We start from the raw sequence: 20,654 nt of genomic DNA on the forward strand, positions 1-20,654 counted from the left end.
GTGTACAGGCTGGCCTAAGAAGCGGTACGAAACGGACTGGAGACGTCGGGAACGTGCTCGGCAACGCGTTGATCGGATTGCGGGAAGGCCTCGAGGCCGCGCTCGTGGTCAGCATCCTGGTCGCCTTCCTCGTGCGCACCGACCGGCGCTCCGAGCTGCCCAAGGTGTGGCTCGGCGTCGGCATCGCCGTCGCCGTCTCCGTCGGCGTGACGCTGGCCCTCACCCTCACCCAGCAGGCGCTCACCTTCGAGGCCCAGGAGGCGCTCGGCGGGACCCTGTCGATCGTCGCGGTCGCGTTCGTCACCTGGATGATCTTCTGGATGCGGCGCAACGCGCGGGCGTTGTCGGCGGAGCTGCAGGGCAAGCTCGAGGACGCCCTCGAGATCGGGCCGGTCGCCGTCGTGGTCGTGGCCGCCCTCGCCGTCGGCCGCGAGGGCCTGGAGACGGCGGTGTTCTTCTTCTCCGCCGCCGAGGCGGCGGGCCAGACGCTGGAGCCACTGATCGGCTTCCTGATCGGCATCGCGATCGCGATCGCGCTCGCGTACCTGATCTACCGCGGTGCCGTGAAGATCGACCTCGGCAAGTTCTTCACCGTCACCGGCCTGCTGCTGGTCTTCGTCGCCGCGGGGATCCTCGCCTACGGCGTCCACGACCTCCAGGAGGCCGGCATCCTGCCCGGCCTCAACACCCTGGCCTTCGACGTCAGCGCCGCCATCCCCGCCGACTCCTGGTACGGCACGTTGCTCAAGGGGATCTTCAACTTCTCCCCGCAGACCACCGTGCTCGAGGCGGCCGTCTGGGTCGCCTACGTCGCCGTGGTCCTCACGCTCTTCCTGCTCCCCGGCCGACGCCGTGCCGCCGTCGCCACCACCGGATAGAAACTCGAGGAGAACCATGTCACGCAGGACCGCGGCAGCAGTGCTGGCCGCAGCCGCGGCGGCCGCCGTACTCGCCGGATGCACCAGCACCGCCCCACCTGCCGAGAACGTCTCCGGCGGGCAGGGTGGGCCGATCAAGGTCTCGGCGGCCGACTCGTCGTGCGACGTCGCGACCAGGGAGGCCCCTGCGGGCACGATCTCGTTCACCGTCACCAACACCGGGAGCAAGGTCACCGAGTTCTACCTCTACGCCACCGGCGACCGGATCATGGGCGAGGTCGAGAACATCGGCCCCGGACTGACCCGCGACCTCATCGTCGAGGTCCCCGACGGGGGCGCCTACACCACCGCCTGCAAGCCCGGCATGGTCGGCGACGGGATCCGGGCCGCGTTCACCGTCACCGGCAACGCGCAGCGCTCCGTCGACCAGAACACCCGCCTCGCCGAGGCCACCGCCGGCTACAAGCGCTACGTCAACTCCCAGCTGGAGGCCCTGGTCCCCAAGACCCAGGAGTTCGCCGACGCCGTCAAGGCGGGCGACGTCGCCAAGGCCAAGGCGTTGTTCCCGGTGTCGCGCACCTACTGGGAGCGGATCGAGCCCGTCGCCGAGTCGTTCAGCGACATCGATCCCAAGGTCGACGGCCGTGACGACGGTGAGCCCGGCGTCCCCTTCACCGGCTACCACCGCCTGGAGAAGGACCTGTGGGAGTCGGGCCTGCAGCCCGACTCGGCCGCGATGGCCGACGCCCTCGTCGCCGACATGAAGGACCTGCAGAACCGTGTCGCGACCCTGGAGCTGACCCCGGTCCAGCTGGCCAACGGCGCGAAGGAGCTGCTCGACGAGGTCGCCACCGGCAAGATCACCGGCGAGGAGGACCGCTACAGCCACACCGACCTGTGGGACTTCAAGGCCAACGTCGAGGGCTCGCAGGCCGCGGTCGCCGCGCTGCGCCCCGTGATCGACGAGAAGGACAAGGCCCTCGGCCCGCTGCTCGACGAGCGCTTCGCCGCCGTCGACACCCTGCTCGAGCAGTACCGCGTCGGCGACGGCTTCAGGCTCTACACGGACCTGACCGACGAGGACAAGAAGAAGATGACCGACGCCGTCGACGCCCTGGCCGAGCCGATCAGCCAGGTCGCCTCCGTCGTCACCAGCTGATCGGACACCGTGCATGACCGACACCGGCCAGACCGAACGCGCCGTCTCCCCGCCCCCCGCCGCGGAGGCGGGTGGCGGGCTCTCCCGGCGGGCGCTGTTCGGGCTGGCCGGTGCCGGCGTGGTCGTCGCGGGCGGCGCTGCGGCGATCGGCTACGCCGCAGGCACGTCGGGCGGGCCCGCCGGCGGTCCGGGCGTCGTCCCGTTCCGTGACGTCCATCAGGCCGGCATCGCCACCCCCGCGCAGGACCGGCTGCACTTCGTCGCCCTCGACCTCACCACGACCGACCGCGTCGCCGTCGCCCGCCTGCTCGCCCGCTGGGCCACCGCCGCCGAGCGGATGACCGCCGGGGAGGAGACCGCGGCGAACGGTGCCGTCGGCGGCAATCCGCTGGCCCCGCCCGCCGACACCGGTGAGGCGCTCGGGCTGCCCGCCGCGTCGCTGACGATCACGGTCGGTTTCGGCGGCTCGTTCTTCGACAAGCTGGGGCTCCAGGACCGCCGCCCACCCGCGCTCGCCGACCTGCCGCCCTTCGCGGGCGACAACCTCGATCCCGCCCGCTCCGGCGGCGACCTGTGCATCCAGGCCTGCTCCGACGACCCCCAGGTCGCCGTCCACGCCGTGCGCAACCTGGCGCGCATCGGGTTCGGGACGACGTCGGTGCGCTGGTCGCAGCTCGGGTTCGGGCGCACGTCGTCGACGTCGACGGCGCAGACCACACCGCGCAACCTGTTCGGTTTCAAGGACGGCACGAACAACGTCAAGGCCGAGGAGCCCGACCAGCTCGACGACCACGTCTGGGTCCAGCCCGGCGACGGCCCCGACTGGATGACCGGCGGCACCTATCTCGTCGCCCGGCGGATCCGGATGCACGTCGAGACGTGGGACCGGACGTCGCTGCAGGAGCAGGAGCAGATCGTCGGGCGCAGCAAGGGAGAGGGCAACCCGCTCAGCGGCAAGGCGGAGTTCGACGTCGCCGACCTCGACGCGCGCGGCGCCGACGGGCAGCCCGCGATCGCCGCCGACGCCCACATCCGGCTCGCCTCGGCCGAGACCCTGAACGGCGTGCGGATCCTGCGGCGCGGCTACAACTTCGTCGACGGCACCGACGGCCGCGGCCGCCTCGACGCCGGGCTGTTCTTCATCGCGTTCGTCCGCGACCCGCAGACCCAGTTCGTGCCGATGCAGCGGGTCCTCGCCCAGCAGGACCCGATGATGGAGTACCTGCAGCACACCGGGTCCGCGATGTTCGCGTGCCCGCCCGGGCTGGCCGGCTCGGACTACTGGGGCGCAGCGCTGCTCACCTGATCGTCGACGGCGCGGGCCCACGCGGCGCGCCACGCGTCGCCGTCGAGGGCGTGCGCGTCGGCACCCGTGGCCGCGGCGGCCCGCTGGGCGCGGCGCACCCGGTCCGCGAACGCGCGTGCCGTCGTGCGCAGCTCGGCCTCCGGGTCGACCCCGGCCAGCTTGGCGCGCGCGGCGAGGGCGAAGAGCTGCTCCCCCACCCCGGGCCCGGACGGCAGCAGCTCCGCGGGGAAGCCCGCGCGGGCCGTGCGGCTGGTCAGCTTGGCCGCGAGCGCGACGGCGGGCTGCCCCATCGGCACCCCGTCCACACTGGACTCACGCTGCTTCTCGGCCCGCTTGAGCTCCTCCCAGCGGTGCTCCTGCCGCTCGGCGGTGTCGATGCGCTCGCTGCCCGCGAACACGTGCGGGTGCCGTCCCACCAGCTTGGCGACGAGATCGCCCGCCACGTCGTCGACGTCGAACGGGGCGGCGTCCTCGGCGGCGACGCGGGCGTGGAACAGCACCTGCAGGAGCACGTCGCCGAGTTCCTCGCGCATCGCCGCCCGGTCGCCGTCCTCGATGGCCTCGTACAGCTCGTAGGCCTCCTCGACCAGGTACTGCAGCAGGGAGTCGTGGGTCTGCTCGGCGTCCCAGGGGCAGCCGCCGGGCGAGCGCAGCCGGTCCATGACCGCCACGGCGTCGAGCAGGGCCGCGCCGGCGGGCTCCGCGGTGACGATCACGGCACCGGCCGCGGCGACGACGGGGTGCCCGGGATCGGTGGTGAGCACGACCGCCCCCGCGGGCGGGTCACCGTCGAGCGGCTCGGCACCCCAGGCCGCAGGGTCGGTGACGTCGGGCGTGGCGACGACGGTGTCGGCCGCACGCAGCGCGCCCACGGCCGCCGCGGGCAGGACCGCGCCGAGACGGGCGGAGAGCAGGACGACAGTCGTCACGAGAGTCCGGTCAGGGGGTCGCGGCGGCCGGGGCGAGGACGGTGCCGGGCACCTGGTCGGCCTGGACCACACCCATCGACAGCGGGTCCCACACCCCGTAGCGGGGGTTGACGCGGATGTCGGTGGCCATCGCGCGCGGCTGCAGCAGGTGTGTGCCGAACGTCAGCAGCAGCGCCTGGTCGACCTCGTCGGCCGACTGGCCGGCGTCCTGGCCGCGGGCGGGCGGCGGGGGCTCCGTGCTGGTGCGCGACTGCACCTTCGCGACGGTCCACGTGGTGTCGCCCTGCTGCGGCTTCACGATGATCACGCCACCCTGCGGGGTGCCGAGCAGCGACCACGCGTACGGCGGGGCCTGCGCGAACCCGGGCACGATCTGCGACGCCGGGACGGCACGGGCGGGGCCGCCGAAGAACTGGTCGGCCGCCGGGCCGCCCGCGAGGGCGATCTGGGCCTTGGCCTGCGCGTCGGCCTCCGACGACGTCTGCCCGACCTGCACGGCGACGTTGAGCCGGTCGAGCTCACGCCTGCCCAGCTCGACCATCAGCAGGTCGTCGCGGACCGCCTCGCGCCGCAACGCCGGGTCGCCGAACTGGGCGATCGGCGACTCCAGGGCTGCCGCGGCGGGCTGGTTGTCGTCGGTGGTGCGGTCGTCGGCGGCGATGGTCTCGTCGACCTGCGCGTCGGTGACGACGAGGCCGGTCTCGGCGGCCTCGGCGCGGATCAGGTCGTGCAGCACGGAGCGGCTGACCAGCTCACGCGCGACGAGGTCGGGGGTGACCCCGGACTGCGTCATCAGCTGCTTGAGCCGGGGCGACGCGAGCAGGGTGCCCAGCTGCGACTCGACGCTCGACAGCGCCACCGACGAGTCGCCGACGATGGCGGCCGACCCGACCTGGCTCGGTCCGCTGCCGCATCCCGCGACGACCGCGCCGAGGATCGACGTCACGGCGATGGCCCGGATCACCCTGCTACGCACGGCCCCACCCTCTCACGTGGCTCCGGCCACCCCGCCGAGGGTCACGTGTCGACGCGCACGACCACCGTGTCGCACACCTTGTCGGCGAAGGTCTGGCGCCGCTCGTCCCACAGCGGCCACAGGTAGCCGAGGTAGAAGGGGATGCTGTCGAGGACGTGCGCGAGCTGGCGGACGAACGCCATGCCGAACCCGATCGACTGCCCGTCGCGCACCCGCACGAGCTTGGTGCCGACGACCTTCTTGCCGATGCTCTGCCCGGTGGTGCCCTGGCGGTAGCAGGAGTTCCACAGCACGAACCCGAACACGGCCAGGTAGACCACGACCATGATGATCATCATGGGGCCGAGGCCGCTGCCGTCGCCGCGGGCGATCGCCGGGATCATCAGCAGCGAGCCGACGACGGCGACAGCGGCCGGGACCAGCGCGTCGATCAGGTAGGAGCCGACGCGGACACCCCACGGCGCGTAGGGCGGCGCCCCGAAACCGGGCTGCTGCGGGTACCCGGGCGGCGGGTAGCCGGGGGCGCCGTACCCCGGCAGCGGGTACCCGCCGCCGGGCTGGGGATACCCCTGCTGGGCGTACCCCGGCTGGGCGTATCCCGGATGGCCCGGCTGCTGCGGGGGCGGGGGCGGGTAGGCGTTCGGGTCCCAGTTGCCCTGCTGCGGCGTGGTCACGGTCGTCTCCCGAGGATCGGTGGCGGGCCGCGCGACCGCGCGCCCCCGACTCGGGAGTCGCCCGTGCGCCGCCCGCGTTACACGCGCGGCACGCTCAGCCGACCGGCACCGGCGTCCCCGTCAGGTCGGTCAGCAACCGCTTCGCCCAGTCGAGCAGCTCGACGTCGCGCAGCGGTGCCCCACCGATCCGGTCGCCCTCGGCCGGGCGCGGCACCGTGACCAGCCGGGCCGCGGGCTTGTAGACGGCCTTCGGGTACAGCCGCTTCAGGCGCATCTGGGCGGAGTCGGCCAGCTCGACCGGGCCGACCCGCACCGCGTTGCCCGCCACCGCGACCTCGCCGACCCCCAGCTCGCGGCAGGCCTGCCGGAACGCGGCGACCGCGAGCAGGTTGCGCACCGGCTCCGGCGGCTCGCCGTAGCGGTCGGTGAGCTCGTCGACGATCGCGTCGAGCGCCGCCTGGTCGGGCGACTCCGCGATCTTGCGGTACACCTCCAGGCGCAGCCGCTCGCCGGTCACGTAGTCGTGCGGGACGTGGGCGTCGATGGGCAGGTCGATCCGGACCTCCGCGAGCGGCTCGGGTTCGTCGGAACCCTGCGACCCCGCCTGCTTGCGGAACGCGGCGACGGCCTCGCCGACGAGCCGGATGTAGAGGTCGAACCCGACGCCCGCGATGTGGCCGGACTGCTCGGCGCCCAGGATGTTGCCGGCGCCGCGGATCTCCAGGTCCTTCATCGCGACGGCGGCGCCCGAGCCCAGGCCCGAGTGCTGCGCGATCGTCGCCAGCCGGTCGTGCGCGGTCTCGGTGAGCGGGTTCTCCGGCGGGTAGAGGAAGTAGGCGTAGCCGCGCTCGCGGCCACGCCCGACGCGGCCACGCAGCTGGTGCAGCTGCGAGAGCCCGAGGGTGTCGGAGCGCTCCACGATCAGCGTGTTGGCGTTGGAGATGTCCAGGCCGTTCTCGACGATCGTCGTGCAGACCAGTACGTCGTACTCGCGGTGCCAGAAGCCGTTGACGGTGCGCTCCAGCACCTCCTCGTTCATCTGGCCGTGCGCGACGGCGATGCGTGCCTCGGGCACGAGGTCCTGGATCGTCTTCGCCGCGCGGTCGATGCTCGACACCCGGTTGTGGACGTAGAAGACCTGCCCGTCGCGCAGCAGCTCGCGGCGGATCGCGGCGCCGACCTGCTTGGGGTCGTAGGCGCCGACGTAGGTCAGCGTGGGGTGCCGCGACTCGGGCGGAGTCGTGATCGTCGACATCTCGCGGATGCCGGCGAGGCTCATCTCCAGGGTGCGCGGGATCGGCGTCGCCGACAGCGTCAGGACGTCGACGTGCGCGCGCAGCGCGGTGATGTGCTCCTTGTGCTCGACGCCGAAGCGCTGCTCCTCGTCGACGATCACCAGGCCGAGGTCCTTCCAGCGGACCCCGGTCTGCAGCAGCCGGTGGGTGCCGACGACGACGTCGACCGTGCCGCCCGCCAGCCCTTCGATGGTCTCCTTGGCCTCGGCGGCGTCGGTGAACCGGGAGAGCCCCTTCACCGTGACGGGGAAGGCGCGCATGCGGTCGGCGAACGTCGCGAGGTGCTGGGTGGCCAGCAGCGTCGTCGGGACGAGGACCGCGACCTGCTTGCCGTCCTGCACCGCCTTGAACGCGGCCCGGACCGCGATCTCGGTCTTGCCGAAACCGACGTCGCCGGAGATGACGCGGTCCATCGGGACCGCGCGCTCCATGTCGGCCTTGACCTCGTCGATCGCCGCGAGCTGGTCGGGGGTCTCGGTGAACGGGAACGCGTCCTCCAGCTCGCGCTGCCACGGGCTGTCCTTGGCGAACGCGTGCCCGGGCGAGGCCTGCCGGGCCGCGTAGAGCTGCACCAGCCCGGCGGCGATGTCGCGGACGGCCTTGCGCGCCCGACTCTTCGTCTTCGACCAGTCCGCACCGCCCAGCTTGTTCAGCGTGGGCTGCTCGCCACCGACGTAGCGGCTGATCTCGTCGAGCGCGTCCGTCGGCACGAACAGGCGGTCGGCGGGCTGGCCGCGCTTGGACGACGCGTACTCCAGCACCAGGTACTCGCGCGTCGCACCCTGCACGGTGCGCTCGCGCATCTCGACGAACTTCCCGATGCCGTGCTGGTTGTGCACGACGAAGTCGCCGGGCTGCAGGACCGCGAGGTCGACGGCGTTGCGCCGGCGCGCGGGCATCTTGCGGGCCGTGGCCTCGAGCCCCGCGCGGCTGCCCGTCAGATCGGCCTCGCTCAGCACGACGAGCCCGATGCCGGCGGCGGTGAACCCGTCGGCGACCCGGCCGCAGCACACGGTGACCAGGCCCTTCTCGGGCTCGTCGGTGAGCGTCTCGACCAGCGACGCGGGCACCTCCGCCTCGCGCAGCTGCTCCAGCGACCGCTGCGCCGTGCCCTGCCCGGCCACGACCAGCACCGCGGCCCCGCCCGTGGCGGCGTGGGCCCGCAGATCGACCAGCGCCCGGTCGGTGTCGCCCCGGTAGGACTCGATCTCGTGCACGGCGGGCACGAGGGCCTCGTCGGACCCGGACAGCAGCGGCGACAGCGTCACGACGGGGTGGCCCGACACGGTCGCGTGGGTCAGCACCTCGCCGAGGTCGCGGTAGGCCGACGCGCCCAGGTCGATGGGGGCGGCCGCACCGGCCGCGGCGTCGTCGGTCCCCAGCGACGCGGCGAGCCACGACGCCTCCAGGAACTCCTGCCCGGTGCGGACGAGATCGTGTGCGCGGGTGCGGATGCGCTCGGGGTCGGCCACCAGCACGACCGACCCGGCGGGCAGCAGGTCCGTGAGCAGCTGCATCTCGTCGCCCACCAGGACCGGGACGAGCGACTCCATGCCCTCCGCCGGGATGCCCTCGGCGAGCTTCTCCAGCAGCTCCCGCAGCTGCGGGGTGTTCTCGTGCGTCTTCGCCAGGGCGGCGGCCCGCGCGCGCACGGGCGCGGTGAGCAGCAGCTCCCGGCATGCGGGCGCCACGACCTCGTCGACGGCCTCGACGGAGCGCTGGTCGGCGACCGCGAACGCGCGGATCTCGCTGACCTCGTCGCCCCAGAACTCGATACGGACCGGGTGGTCGGCCGTCGGCACGAAGAGGTCGACGATGCCGCCGCGGACCGCGAACTCGCCACGCTCGGTGACCATCTCGACGCGCGTGTACGCCAGCTCGACGAGCCGCTCCAGCAGGTCCTCGAAGCCGTACTCGGTGCCGACACGAAGCCGGACGGGGTCGAGGGTGCCCAGCCCGGGAGGGATCGGCTGGATCAGGCTGCGGGCCGCCGCCGCGACCAGCCGCACCGGCGAGTCGCCGCCCGCCAGCGCGCGGAAGATCGTCAGCCGCCGCCCGACCGTGTCGGGGCGCGGGGAGAGCCGCTCGTGGGGCAGCGTCTCCCACGAGGGCAGCACCGCGACCGCGTCGGGACCGAGCAGGTCCGACGCCGCGGCCGCGAGGTCCTCGGCCTCCCGGTCGGTCGCGGTCACCACGAGCACGGTCCGGCCGCCCTCGGCGACGACGGCCGAGGCCAGGAACGGGCGTAGCGCGGCGGGCCCCTCGACGGCGAGCGCCGGGGTGTCGGCGGCGCGGGGATCGATGGTGGCGACGGAGTCGAGGACCCCGACCAGAGCGGGAACGGTGGCGGTGAGCAGGCCGGACAGCGGGGCCGCGGACACGACGGGGCAACTCCTCGGAGAGGAACGGGAGCACGCGAGACAGACCCTCCCCCGGAAACTGCGCCCGGGTCGGGGCCTGTCGTCAAGCGTACGCGCCGCTCCCGCGCGCCCTGAGAGCGACCGCTAGGCGTCGCGGCGGTTCGCCACGGCCAGCGCGATCCCCATCAGCACGACGGCGATGCCCGCGAACCACGCCAGGGAGCCCCACGGCCCGAAGGCCACGGCCGACATCGACGGCGGCCCGTCGCCGCCGTTCCCGCCGGTGAGGAAGTTCGTGGCGTTCACGAACGGCAGCCACCCCTGGATGTCGGTGCCGACCCGCGGGATCAGCCCGATCAGGTTCTCGACCAGCAGCACCCAGACCAGCAGCAGTGTCACCGCGCCCGCGGTCTGGCGGACGAGGATGCCGACGGCCAGCGCGATCACCGCGCCCACCGCCCACACCAGCGCGGTGCCCGCGACGACCCGCCACTCGGCATCGGTCGACAGGCTCATGGACGCCGGTGAGATCAGCCAGGCCACCGCCCAGGCGCCGAACCCGGCGACCAGCCCGACGATCCCGGCGACCGGCACCACGACCGCGGCCTTGGCCAGCAGCGCCGACGTCCGGTTCGGGACGGCCTGGAACGTGGTGCGGATCGTCCCGAAGCGGTACTCCGAGGTCACCGCGACCGCCGCCATCACCATGACGACGACCATCCCGAACGTCGCGAAGTAGCCGCTGACGGCGAACGGCACCGGGCCGTCGTCGGGGCTCCAGGTGGCGACGACGATCGCCGTCATCCCGATGACGATCACCACCGCGACGGCGCTCGTCCACCACGGCGAGCGTGTCGACATCAGCTTGATCCGCTCGGCGGCGACGGCGCTCACGACTGCACCTCCGAACGGTGCTTGCCCGCACCCGGCGCCGGCGCGGCCGGCGCCGGTGCGCCCGGGACCGGTGCGCCCGGGACCGGAGGCCGTGGCGGCGGCCCGCCCGCGGAGAACTCGACGTCGCCACCGGTGATCTGCATGAACGCTTCCTCCAGCGAGCCACGTACCTGGGTGAGCTCGTGCAGCACGATCCCGGCGGCTGCGGCCAACTCGCCGATCTGCTCCGTCGTCGCGCCGGTGACGCGGGCCCCGCCCGTCGGGTCGGGTGTCACGCCGAAGCCGGCACCCTGCATCGCGGGGACGAGGTCGCCGATCGCGGGGCTGCGCACCAGCACCGACGATCCCGATGCGCCGTCGACGAACGCCGCCGTCGGGCCGTGGGAGATCAGCCGGCCGCGCCCGATCACGACCAGCTCCGTGGCCGTCAGCGCCATCTCCGACAGCAGATGGCTGGACACGAACACCGTCCGGCCCTCGGCGGCCAGCCCCTGCATGAGCGTGCGGATCCAGCGGATGCCCTCGGGGTCGAGGCCGTTGACGGGCTCGTCGAACATCAGCACCGGCGGGTCGCCGAGCAGCGCGCCGGCGATGCCGAGCCGCTGCGCCATGCCGAGGGAGAAGGTGCCCGCGCGCTTGCCCGCGACCGCGGTGAGGCCGACGAGGTCCAGCACCTCGTCGGCACGTGTGGCGGGCAGCCCGGTCGCGGCGGCCATCCACTGCAGGTGTCTGCGGGCCGAGCGGTTGGGGTGCACCCACTTCGCGTCGAGCAGCGCGCCGACCGTCCGCATCGGGCGGGGGATGTCGCGGTAGCGGCGGCCGCCGATGCGCACCTCCCCCGCGTCGGGGCGGTCCAGGTCGAGGATCATCCGCATCGTCGTCGACTTCCCCGCGCCGTTGGGCCCGAGGAACCCGGTGACGACGCCCGGCCGTACCTCGAACGTCAGGTCGTCGACCGCGAGCGTCGAGCGGTAGCGCTTGGTGAGACCTCTCACCTCGATCATGGGCGTCCTCCTGCTCCGTCCCGTCCATTCCACCGCGATTGCGCCGGTCGTGGCACCGGGTCATCCCTGGGAACGGTCAGGGGCGACCCTGAACCACCCGATCTGTGTGGATGCGCAATCGTTGCGTGACAGGCATCATCTCGGGCGTGTCACGCCCCTCCCCGCCCGTCCGCGGCCGCGCCCGCCACCTCGGCGACTTCACGCTCACCCCGCGGGTCCTCGTCACGATCGCCTGGGCGCTGCCCATCGGAGCGCTGGGCGCCGTCGCCGCCTGGGCGCTGCTGCGGCTGATCGGTCTGATCACCAACCTCGTCTTCTACGGCCGCGCCGACACCGCACTCGTCGCGCCCGGCGCCGCACCGCACCCCGCGTGGCTGGTCCTGCTCGCACCCGTCGCGGGCGGGCTCGTCATCGGGCTGATGGCCCGCTACGGCTCCGAGAAGATCCGCGGGCACGGCATGCCCGAAGCCATCGAGGCGATCCTGATGCGGCGCAGCACCGTCGAGCCGCGGGTCGCCGTCCTCAAGCCCGTGTCGGCCGCCGTGAGCATCGGCAGCGGTGGCCCGTTCGGCGCCGAAGGACCGATCATCATGACGGGCGGCGCGATCGGCTCCATCCTCGCCCAGCACCTGCACCTGTCGGCCGACGAACGCAAGGCACTCATGGTCGCCGGCGCCGCCGCCGGGATGGCCGCGACGTTCGACGCGCCCTTCGCGTCGGTCCTGCTGGCCGTCGAGCTGCTGCTGTTCGAGTGGCGCCCGCGCAGCTTCCTGCCCGTCGTCGCGGCCGTCTCCGTCGCCACCGTCGTGCGGGTCCCGCTGCTCGGCGCGACCCCGCTGTTCCCCGTCGACCTCGGCACCTTCGCACCGTCCGCCCCCGTCGACGCGCTGTGCGTCGTGGCCGGTGTCGTCGGCGGGCTGCTCGCCGTCGCCGTCACCGGGCTCGTCTACCTCTCCGAGGACACCTTCGCCCGGCTCCCGCTGCACTGGATGTGGTGGCCCGCGATCGGCGGCCTGATCATCGGCCTGGGCGGGCTCGTCGAGCCGAGGGCCCTCGGCGTCGGCTACGACGTGATCGACGAGCTGCTCACCGGGCACGCGACGATGTCGCTGATCGTCGGCATCCTCGTGGTGAAGAGCCTGATCTGGGGCCTGTCCCTCGGATCGGGGACCTCCGGCGGCGTCCTCGCCCCCGTCTTCATGATCGGCGCCGCGCTCGGCGCCCTGGAGGGCGTGGTGTTCCCCCAGACCGCCCCCGGGTTCTGGGCCATCGTCGGGCTGGCCGCCGTGGTCGGCGGCGTGATGCGCTCACCGATCACGGGCGTCGTGTTCACCCTCGAACTGACCCACGCGTGGGCCGCGATGTTCCCGCTGATGATCGCCGCCGCCGCCGCGTACGGCACCTCGGCCCTCGTGCTGCGCCGGTCCGTGCTCACCGAGAAGATCGCCAGGCGCGGGTACCACCTCACGCGCGAGTACGAGATCGACCCCCTGGAGGTCCTCATGGTCGACGAGGTCATGCACGCCGACCCGGCGACACTGCGGACCACCGACCCGCTGCCCGTCCCCGCGGCCACCCTCGCCGCCGGTGTCCCCCGCCGCGGCCGCCCCTGCGACGACCCGCCCCGGCAGCGGCTGTTCCCCGTCGTCGACGACCACGGCGCGTTCGCCGGGGTCGTGCCCCGGCGCGCCCTCACCGACCCGCCCGACGGCGCCCGCTGCGTCGTCGACGTCCTCGTCGACGACCCGCTCGTCGTCCGCGCCGACGACACCCTGCGCGCGGTCGCGTCCCGGTTCGCGGAGGCCGCCGTCGGCGCCGCCCCGGTCCTCGACCGCGACGACCCGGACCGGCTGGCCGGGCTCGTCACCGTGGAACAGCTCCTCGACGGTCGGCTACGCGACCTCACCGAGGAGCACCACCGGGAGCGGCCGATGCGCCTGCTCGGGCGGCGCGCGACGATGCCCTCGTGAGCAACGCACAGCCGGTCGACCCGACCGAGGCAGAGATCGAGTCCGTCATGCGGGCCGCCCGGGTCCTCGTCGGGGTCTCCGCGCAGTCGTTCGCGGTCGTCGAGGACCGGCTGACGCTGCCGCAGCTGCGGGTGCTGGTGATGGTCACCAGCCGCGGTCCGCTGCGCCTGGCCGCGGTCGCCGACGGGCTCGGCGTGCACCCCTCCAACGCCAGCCGTGCCTGCGACCGGCTCGTCGTCGCCGGGCTGCTCGACCGCACCGACGACCCCGCCGACCGCCGCCAGCTCGTCCTGCGCGTCACGCCGAAGGGCGAGGCGCTCGTCGACGAGGTCATGAGCACCCGCCGCGCCACGATCGACCGGTTGCTGTCGCGGATGGCGCCGGCCGACCGGGCCGCGCTCGTCCCCGCCCTGACCGCTCTCGCCGACGCGGCCGACGACGGGTTCCTCCGTGCCGTCTGGTCGATGGGGTGGACGACCGGCGACGACGCCGACCCGTCCACACCCCGGTCGTGACACCGGCCCGCGCGGGCGGCGGCCCCGCGCTTCCGCGGCCCGGCACGGCCGCAGCTCAGCGCGGCGGCAGGTCCGGACGGCGGCGTGACGGGCGCGTCGCCGGATCCGGTGGGCGGACAGCCGGGGTGCGCTCCAGCGCCGCCACCGCCAGCCGCACCGCCTCCTCCAGCTGCGGGTCCCGGCCCGCGGCCCAGTCCTGCGGCGTGATCACGACCTCCACGTCCGGCTCGACCCCGTGGTTCTCCACGTCCCACGCCACGTCGTCGAACCAGAACGAGTACCGCGGCTGCGTCACCCGGGTGCGGTCGACGAGGCCGTAGCGGCTGTCGATGCCGATCACCCCGCCCCACGTCCGGGTGCCGACGACCGGGCCCAGCCCCAGCCGCTTGAACGCCGCCGTGACGATGTCGCCGTCGGAGCCGGAGTGCTCGTCGGCCAGCGCCACCAGCGGGCCGCGCGGCGCGTCACCCGGGTAGGTCTGGGGCTGGCGGTGACGCACCACGTCCCAGCCGATCACCTTGCGGGCGAGCTTCTCGATCACCAGCTGCGACGTGTGCCCGCCCGAGTTGCCCCGCACGTCGACGACCAGCCCGTCGCGGCTGGTCTCCCGGCCCAGGTCGCGGTGCAGCTGCGCCCAGCCGCTGGCCACCATGTCCGGGACGTGCAGGTAGCCCAGCCGCCCGCCCGACGCCTCGGCCACGAAGGCACGCTTCGTGGCCACCCAGTCCTGGTAGCGCAGCGGCAGGTCGTCCTCCAACGGCCGGACGACGACCCGGCGCACCTCCCCGTCGCCCGTGCGCACCGTGAGCTCGACGAGCTGGTCGGCCGTCCCGACCAGCAGCGGCGCCGGCCCCAGCTCCGGGTCGACGGGCCGGCCCGCGACCTCCAGCAGCACGTCGCCCTCGCGGACGTCGACACCCGGGTCGGCCAGCGGGCTACGCGCCCGGGTCGCGGACGTCTCCGGCGGCAGCACCCGCGCCACCCGCCAGCCGTCGTCGCTGTGTTCGAGATCGGCACCCAGCAGACCCGGACGACCCGTCCAGTCGCCCCCGCCGCCACCCCCGATCACGTACGCGTGCGACGAGCCCAGCTCGCCCTGCAGCTCCCACAGCAGGTCGACCAGGTCGTCCTTGCTGCCGACGGCGTCGACCAGCGGCCGGTAGCGGGCCAGCTCGGCGGCCCAGTCGACGTCGGCCATGTCCTCGACCCAGAAGTGGTCGCGCATCAGCCGACCGGCCTCGTCGAACATCTGCCGCCACTCCGCGGCGGGGTCGACCGTCACCGTGATCCGGGACAGGTCGATGTCGAACTCGTCGGCGTCGTTCTCCGACGGTGCCGACGACCCCGACCGGTCCGACCGCAGCACCCGCACCGTCGACCCGTCGCGCACCACCAGCCGGTTGCCGTCGCCGCTCACCTCGTAGGACGTGGCGGGGTCGGCGATGACGTCGAGCCGCCGACGCACCAGGTCGTAGCGTTCCAGCACCGGACGCGGCCCACGGTCGCCGGTCAGCTCCCGGCCCTCGCCCAGCACCCCCGAGATCGGCCGCCGGAACCACAGCAGGCAGTCCTTGGCCGCACCCAGACCGCCGAGCCGCCCCTCGGCGACCGGGATCGGCACCACGCGGGCGGCCAGACCCTCGACGTCGACGACGACGGCGTCCTCCCCGGCCCCCTCCTCGTCGTCCTTCCCGGTCGCGTCGTCCGCGGGCGGCTCGGCGTCCGCGGTGCCTTCGGTGTCCGTCGCAGGCAGGTCCTCCGGGCCCTCGTCCGCGCTCGTCGTGGGGCGGCCGTCCGGTGACGCCCCGAACGGCGACGGCGTCCGCGCCGCCAGCGGCACCAGGAACGGCCGCCACGACGCCGGGAACGTCAGGTCGAAGGAGTGCTCGTCGTAGATCGGGTCGAACGTGCGCAGCGACAGGAACGCCAGGTACTTGCCGTCGGTGGTGAACACCGGGTGCCGGTCGACGAACCGCGGCGGCGTCACCTCGACCAGCGTGTCGTCCGCCAGCCGGGCGATCATGATCCGCGACAGGCCGGACTCGACCGGGTCGGCGAACGTCAGCCACGCGCTGTCGGGCGAGTACGCCACCCCCGACACCTCGCCGTCCGCCCCCCGGGTCAGCTCCCGCAGCGCACCCGTCGCCGTGTCCATCACCAGCAGCCGGCCGTCGTGGGTGGCCAGCGCGACCGTCGACGCGTCGGGGGCGGCGGCCAGCTCGAGGACCCGCCCGACCTCGCCCGCCCCGTGGCGGACGAGCGCCGCGGCGCCGTCGGCCCGCGGGTCCAGCGGCGCCACGACGACGGCGTCCTCACCGTCGGCGTCGTCGATCCAGATCGCGCGGTCGTCGCCCAGCGGCTGCGCGAGCCGCGCCCGCACCCCCGGCTCCGCCAGCAACGTCCGCGCCGGGCCGTCACGATGGGTGAGCCGGTGCACCGTGCCGCGGACCTGCGCGATGCTCGCCCGGCCCGTCCGGTCCGGGGCGGCCCGGTCGAGCCAGCCCGCCGCGTGCACCCGGAACGGCTCCCGCGCGGTCCGCGGCCCCGCGAGCACCACGTCGATGCGGCGCGGCTGCGAGTCCGGCGCCAGGCCGTCGAGCAGGAACAGCTCACCCGCCGACTCGTACACGACCCGCGTCCCGTCCGTCGCCGCGTGCCGGGCGTAGAACGCGGGCGACCCCTGCGCGCCGTGGTCGCTGTGCCGGCGCAACCCGCCGACGTCACCGTCGCGCGGCAACGAGTACACGTTGGCCCAGCCCTCGTGGTCGGACAGGAACGCGATCCGGTCGCCCACCAGCATCGGCGAGTCCAGCTGCCCGGCCAGCTCCGCGGCCAGCCTGCGGAACTCCCCCGCACCCTCCGGGTCCCACCACAGCTTCCCCGCCGTGCCGCCGCGGTAGCGCTTCCACCAGGCCATCTCGCGCGACATCGTCGTCCCCAGCAGCACCGCCGGACCGTCGGCCGACGTCGCGACGTCCGACACGGGCCCGAAGTCCAGCCTGCGGGGCGCGCCACCCGTCGCGGGGATCGCGTACGCCCACGTCCGGCGCGCCGACGGCTGCCCCGACGCGCTCACCGCCACGACGTCCGCACCCTGCCAGCCGACCGTCCGCGCCCCACCCATGAACGTCAGCCGGCGCGCGCCGCCACCGTCGAGGTCGGACACGAACACCTCGGGCGCGCCCTCGCGCACCGACGTCCACGCCACCCGCCGACCGTCCGGCGACAGCCGTGGCCGCGACACCGGAACGTCGTCGGCCGTCAGCCGGTACGCCCGGCCCCCGGCGAGCGGAGCCGTCCACACGTCGTCCTCGGCCGTGAAGACCAGCGTGTCACCGTGCAGATGGGGAAACCGGAGGTAGCTGCGGGGCACACGCAGACGGTAGTCAGCGCATCAGCTGCCGTAGCGGGCGGCCGCGCGGGCGCGGGCCTTGGTCGCCTCCACCTCGCGGTCGCGCGGCGGCGCGGTCGTCACCAGGGCCTCGAGCAGGTGCCGGGTGGCGTGCTCGACGGCCGCGACGGCCTCCCCGAACGCCTCCTCGTTGGCCTTCGACGGCTTCGCCGCACCGCTGATCTTGCGCACGTACTGCAGCGCGGCGCCGTGGACCTCGTCGTCGGTCGCGGGCGGCTCGAAGTTGTGCAGGGTCCGGATGTTGCGGCACATGCGTCCGATACTCCCCCGTCTCCGTCCCCGGGTCACTGCAGGACCGGGTCGCCCCCGGTCAACGGCGCCACCGCCAGCACGATCCGCGGCACGTGGAACGCCTCCGCGTACCGCGCCCGGCACTGCACACCCCGGATCCGGGCCAGCCCGCCGAACGTCTCGCCGTCGAACCACGCCCGGTCGCGCTGCGACCCGTAGTGCTCGTGCAGCTTCGCGACCTTCTCCCGCAGCACCGGCTCCGCCAGCGGCAGGTACACCGACGGCACCGTCAGGTCGTTCTCCCACTTCACGATCTCGTAGCAGAACGTCAGGTGGTCGCGGAACACCGTCGGCACCATGTCGGCGAGCGTCCGCAGGTCGGGGTCGGTGTCCACCGGCGACGGGGCGAAGATCAGATCCGGGTCACCGTGGGCGCCCATGTCCTCGACGGCCTGCTTCGCCCGCTCCCAGCGCGTCGTCAACCGGCCGTCGGGCAGGTCCAGCACCGTGACCTCGAGCTTCGCGCCGGGGCAGAAGGCGGCCAACGCCGCGCGCTCCTCCTCCTCGCGCAGCGACCCGCCGCCGGTCAGGACCAGGGCGCTCACCTGCACACCCGGGTGCGCCCGGCACAGCTCCAGCAGCGCCCCGCCTGCCCCGATCGCGATCTCGTTGCAGTGGACGCCGAGCAACAACATCCGGTCCAGACGCTCCGGGAGCAGGCTCAGCATCAGGGGCCACCTCTCCGGTGACCGGCGGGGTGACGCACGCCGACCCGGGGGCGCGGGGACGGCGCGCACACCTCGGGCCACCTCGAACGAACGGGACGGGAGGACCAGCGCTCGATCAGTCTTCCACGGACCGCCCCGCGACACCCGCACACCGGGCGTGACCACGGCGCGTCGCATCCGGGTGAGCCATCTCGCCCGGACGCGTGACGGTCAGCCCGTCTTGAGCTTCTCCAGCCGGCGCGGTGTCGGCCACCGCACGTCGGAGGCCCAGCCCAGCTTCTCGAAGAACCAGATCACCCGCGCCGAGATGTCGATCTGGCCCCGCAGCACGCCGTGCCGCGCACACGTCGGGTCGGCGTGGTGCAGGTTGTGCCACGACTCGCCCATCGACAGGATCGCCAACGGCCAGAAGTTCCGCGACCTGTCCCGCGACCGGAACGGCCGCTCCCCGAACATGTGGCAGATCGAGTTGATCGACCACGTCACGTGGTGCGACACCGCCATCCGGACCAGGCCGCCCCAGAAGAAGCCCGTCAGTGCTCCCGCCCACGACCACGTGACCAGGCCACCGATCAGCGCCGGCAGCCCCAGGCTGACCAGCACCCACACCCCGAACAGCTTGCTGACGGTGCGGATCGCCCGGTCGGCCAGCAGGTCCGGGATGAAACGCTGGTAGTTCGTCTTCTTCCGGTCGAACAGCCATCCCGTGTGCGCCCAGAAGAAGCCACGCGCCACGGCCGCGAGCGACGTCCCGAACCGCCACGGCGAGTGCGGGTCGCCCTCCTTGTCGGAGAACGCGTGATGACGCCGGTGATCGGCCACCCACGCGAACACCGACCCCTGTACGGCCAGGCCGCCACCGATCGCCAGCACCACCCGCAGCCACTTCTTGGCCTTGAACGAGCTGTGCGTGAAGTGCCGGTGGTAGCCGACCGTCACACCCAGGATCCCGACGGTGTAGAACACCGCGCCGATCACCACGTCGTGCCAGCCCAGACCCCAGCCCCACACGACGGGGACCGTGGCCAGCAGCGCCAGCATGGGTCCCACGACGAACAGCCACACCAGCATCTGCTGCCAGCCGCTGCGGGTCTCGCCGATGATCGGTTTCGCGACACCCGGCCGCGGTGTCGCCGCGGCCTCCGGAGTGCTGGGGGGAGCGTCCGTCGCGGGCGCGTCGGCGGCCTCTGCGGTCATGCGTCACCTCTCGGTTCGGGATCGGTCGGCGACGACCGTTGCCGTCCGAGAGTAACGAACGCGTTGCGGCCCCCGGACGTCGAACCGGAACGAAGTCCGTGAACCAGACACGAACCGATGACGACGCCGCCACCACCCCGGGACCCCCCGTGCGGGCCGTGTCCGCCCGTGCGTGGCCGCTCCGGGCGTCGTGCCAGGATGGGGGCCTGTCCGCCGTGGTGTAATGGCAGCACCTCGGATTTTGGTTCCGATGGTTCAGGTTCGAATCCTGGCGGCGGAGCAGCACCCCGACGCGCCCGCCCACCCGTGGCGACGGCGGCACGCCGGTACTCCCGGCCACGATCATCGTCTCTGGTCCACCAGCACCTCATGTGGTGCCCAGTACCCGGAAACGACGGTGATCACCCGAGGTGCCCGGCCCAGCAGCAGGCGCCTGCCCCCCGGCGGGCCGCTCGCGGCGCCGACGTCGCCGGGCACCCCTGCCCGGCACGCCCCTGCCCGGCACGCCCCTGCCCGACACGTCCCCGCCCGGCGCGCCCCCGCCCGACTCGCCACCGCGGCCGCCGGCCGTCAGACGATCTCGACCCGGTCGCCGACCTGCAGGTACTCGTAGAAGTGTGCGGCCTCGGCGCGCGGCAGCCGCACGCAGCCGGCGGAGGTCGTCTCGGTGTTGCCCTCGTGGAACGCGATGCCGCCGGGAGCGAAGAAGACCGCGTACGGCATGGGCGCGTTGTTGAACTCGGCGCTGCGGTGGTGGCGGTTCTTCCACTCGACACCGAAGGCGCCGCGCGGGGTCTCCATGCCGGGTCCACCGGAGCTGACGGGGACCGGTCCGTGGACGACGACCCCGTCGTCGATCAGCCAGGCCTGCTTGCCGTCGACGGACACGCAGGCGGCGGCCGCGATGGTGCAGGGGGTGCCGTCGACGAGGGGGGCCTCGACGGGGCGCAGCGGTTCGGCGTGGGCGACGCCGGCCCCACCGAGGGCGCTCAGGCCGGTGAGACCGGCGGCCGCGACGGCTCGCGCCTTCCTGCCGAGGGTCCCTGCGGTCGACGACGCTCTGTGCCTACCCACGCCCGTACTCCTGCCTCGCCGTTCGCGGGCCGACGGGGCCCGCGGACCGTCT

At 73.7% G+C, this 20,654-nt stretch carries 16 protein-coding genes and 1 tRNA gene; 6 read left to right on the forward strand and 11 right to left on the reverse strand.

From position 1 onward, the window contains the following. The first annotated feature begins 53 nt into the window (after window positions 1-53). Genes efeU through efeB form a run of 3 tightly spaced genes read left to right on the forward strand, consistent with a single transcriptional unit; the run spans window position 54 to window position 3,343 of the window. Entirely contained in the window at window positions 54-878 is an 825-nt protein-coding gene (gene efeU / locus AB7F12_RS20015) for an iron uptake transporter permease EfeU (protein WP_428497334.1), read from the forward strand. A gap of 16 nt (window positions 879-894) precedes the next feature. After that, window positions 895-2,037, forward strand: coding sequence for an iron uptake system protein EfeO (efeO, locus tag AB7F12_RS20020; protein WP_428497335.1), 1,143 nt, complete (start codon window positions 895-897; stop codon window positions 2,035-2,037). 13 nt (window positions 2,038-2,050) lie between these two features. Further along, a complete protein-coding gene (efeB, locus tag AB7F12_RS20025) occupies window positions 2,051-3,343 on the forward strand; it encodes an iron uptake transporter deferrochelatase/peroxidase subunit (protein ID WP_428497336.1) in 1,293 nt (430 codons plus the stop codon). Here efeB and AB7F12_RS20030 read toward each other — a convergent pair. From AB7F12_RS20030 to AB7F12_RS20055, 6 genes are all read right to left on the reverse strand, one after another. Next, entirely contained in the window at window positions 3,316-4,272 is a 957-nt protein-coding gene (locus AB7F12_RS20030) for a MazG family protein (RefSeq protein WP_428497337.1), read from the reverse strand. The two genes, efeB and AB7F12_RS20030, sit on opposite strands and share 28 nt — an antisense overlap. A 10-nt stretch (window positions 4,273-4,282) precedes the next feature. After that, on the reverse strand, window positions 4,283-5,248 hold the full coding sequence (locus AB7F12_RS20035; protein ID WP_428497338.1) for a SurA N-terminal domain-containing protein: 966 nt from the start codon (window positions 5,246-5,248) through the stop codon (window positions 4,283-4,285). A 41-nt stretch (window positions 5,249-5,289) separates the two neighbouring features. Then, entirely contained in the window at window positions 5,290-5,922 is a 633-nt protein-coding gene (locus tag AB7F12_RS20040) for an RDD family protein (RefSeq protein ID WP_428497339.1), read from the reverse strand. Window positions 5,923-6,016: 94 nt separating this feature from the next. Beyond that, the gene (mfd, locus tag AB7F12_RS20045; protein ID WP_428497340.1) at window positions 6,017-9,598 is read right to left on the reverse strand and encodes a transcription-repair coupling factor; all 3,582 of its coding nucleotides are present in this window, start codon (window positions 9,596-9,598) and stop codon (window positions 6,017-6,019) included. A gap of 123 nt (window positions 9,599-9,721) precedes the next feature. Next, a complete protein-coding gene (locus tag AB7F12_RS20050) occupies window positions 9,722-10,471 on the reverse strand; it encodes a hypothetical protein (protein ID WP_428497341.1) in 750 nt (249 codons plus the stop codon). Continuing rightward, entirely contained in the window at window positions 10,468-11,475 is a 1,008-nt protein-coding gene (locus tag AB7F12_RS20055) for an ABC transporter ATP-binding protein (protein WP_428497342.1), read from the reverse strand. Before AB7F12_RS20055 ends, AB7F12_RS20050 begins: the two co-directional genes overlap by 4 nt. A gap of 146 nt (window positions 11,476-11,621) precedes the next feature. On the opposite strand from AB7F12_RS20055, the gene AB7F12_RS20060 reads away from it, so the two are divergent. Together AB7F12_RS20060 and AB7F12_RS20065 are read left to right on the forward strand one after the other, a co-directional pair. After that, window positions 11,622-13,445, forward strand: a complete 1,824-nt coding sequence (locus AB7F12_RS20060; RefSeq protein WP_428497343.1) for a chloride channel protein — start codon at window positions 11,622-11,624, stop codon at window positions 13,443-13,445. Next, window positions 13,442-13,960 carry a MarR family winged helix-turn-helix transcriptional regulator gene (locus AB7F12_RS20065; protein ID WP_428497344.1) on the forward strand — a complete coding sequence of 173 codons (519 nt, stop codon included), beginning with the start codon at window positions 13,442-13,444 and terminating at the stop codon, window positions 13,958-13,960. Before AB7F12_RS20060 ends, AB7F12_RS20065 begins: the two co-directional genes overlap by 4 nt. A 55-nt stretch (window positions 13,961-14,015) precedes the next feature. Here the strand turns inward: AB7F12_RS20065 and AB7F12_RS20070 are convergent, their stop codons facing one another. From AB7F12_RS20070 to AB7F12_RS20085, 4 genes are all read right to left on the reverse strand, one after another. Continuing rightward, window positions 14,016-17,333 carry a S41 family peptidase gene (locus AB7F12_RS20070; protein WP_428497345.1) on the reverse strand — a complete coding sequence of 1,106 codons (3,318 nt, stop codon included), beginning with the start codon at window positions 17,331-17,333 and terminating at the stop codon, window positions 14,016-14,018. A 21-nt stretch (window positions 17,334-17,354) separates the two neighbouring features. Further along, a complete protein-coding gene (locus AB7F12_RS20075; RefSeq protein ID WP_428497346.1) occupies window positions 17,355-17,624 on the reverse strand; it encodes a DUF2277 domain-containing protein in 270 nt (89 codons plus the stop codon). 32 nt (window positions 17,625-17,656) lie between these two features. Then, window positions 17,657-18,331 carry a PIG-L deacetylase family protein gene (locus tag AB7F12_RS20080; protein ID WP_428497347.1) on the reverse strand — a complete coding sequence of 225 codons (675 nt, stop codon included), beginning with the start codon at window positions 18,329-18,331 and terminating at the stop codon, window positions 17,657-17,659. 210 nt (window positions 18,332-18,541) lie between these two features. Beyond that, on the reverse strand, window positions 18,542-19,528 hold the full coding sequence (locus AB7F12_RS20085; RefSeq protein WP_428497348.1) for an acyl-CoA desaturase: 987 nt from the start codon (window positions 19,526-19,528) through the stop codon (window positions 18,542-18,544). Between the two features lie 209 nt (window positions 19,529-19,737). Between AB7F12_RS20085 and AB7F12_RS20090 the strand changes: the two genes are divergently transcribed. Beyond that, window positions 19,738-19,808 (forward strand) — tRNA-Gln (locus AB7F12_RS20090). Between the two features lie 290 nt (window positions 19,809-20,098). On the opposite strand, the gene AB7F12_RS20095 is transcribed toward AB7F12_RS20090, so the two are convergent. Continuing rightward, window positions 20,099-20,602 (reverse strand): L,D-transpeptidase, encoded by a 504-nt coding sequence (locus tag AB7F12_RS20095; RefSeq protein ID WP_428497349.1) that lies wholly within the window; start codon window positions 20,600-20,602, stop codon window positions 20,099-20,101. Between the last annotated feature and the right edge of the window lie 52 nt (window positions 20,603-20,654).

The sequence above is a fragment of the Pseudonocardia sp. genome, from assembly GCF_050250275.1.
GTDB lineage: Bacteria > Actinomycetota > Actinomycetes > Mycobacteriales > Pseudonocardiaceae > Pseudonocardia.

Excerpts from the sequence above, each read along its gene's own strand:
- efeO (WP_428497335.1), top strand. The coding sequence starts at position 895 with ATGTCACGCAGGACCGCGGCAGCAGTGCTGGCCGCAGCCGCGGCGGCC.
- efeB (WP_428497336.1), top strand. The coding sequence starts at position 2,051 with ATGACCGACACCGGCCAGACCGAACGCGCCGTCTCCCCGCCCCCCGCC.
- AB7F12_RS20055 (WP_428497342.1), bottom strand. The coding sequence starts at position 11,475 with ATGATCGAGGTGAGAGGTCTCACCAAGCGCTACCGCTCGACGCTCGCG.
- AB7F12_RS20075 (WP_428497346.1), bottom strand. The coding sequence starts at position 17,624 with ATGTGCCGCAACATCCGGACCCTGCACAACTTCGAGCCGCCCGCGACC.
- AB7F12_RS20080 (WP_428497347.1), bottom strand. The coding sequence starts at position 18,331 with ATGCTGAGCCTGCTCCCGGAGCGTCTGGACCGGATGTTGTTGCTCGGC.
- AB7F12_RS20085 (WP_428497348.1), bottom strand. The coding sequence starts at position 19,528 with ATGACCGCAGAGGCCGCCGACGCGCCCGCGACGGACGCTCCCCCCAGC.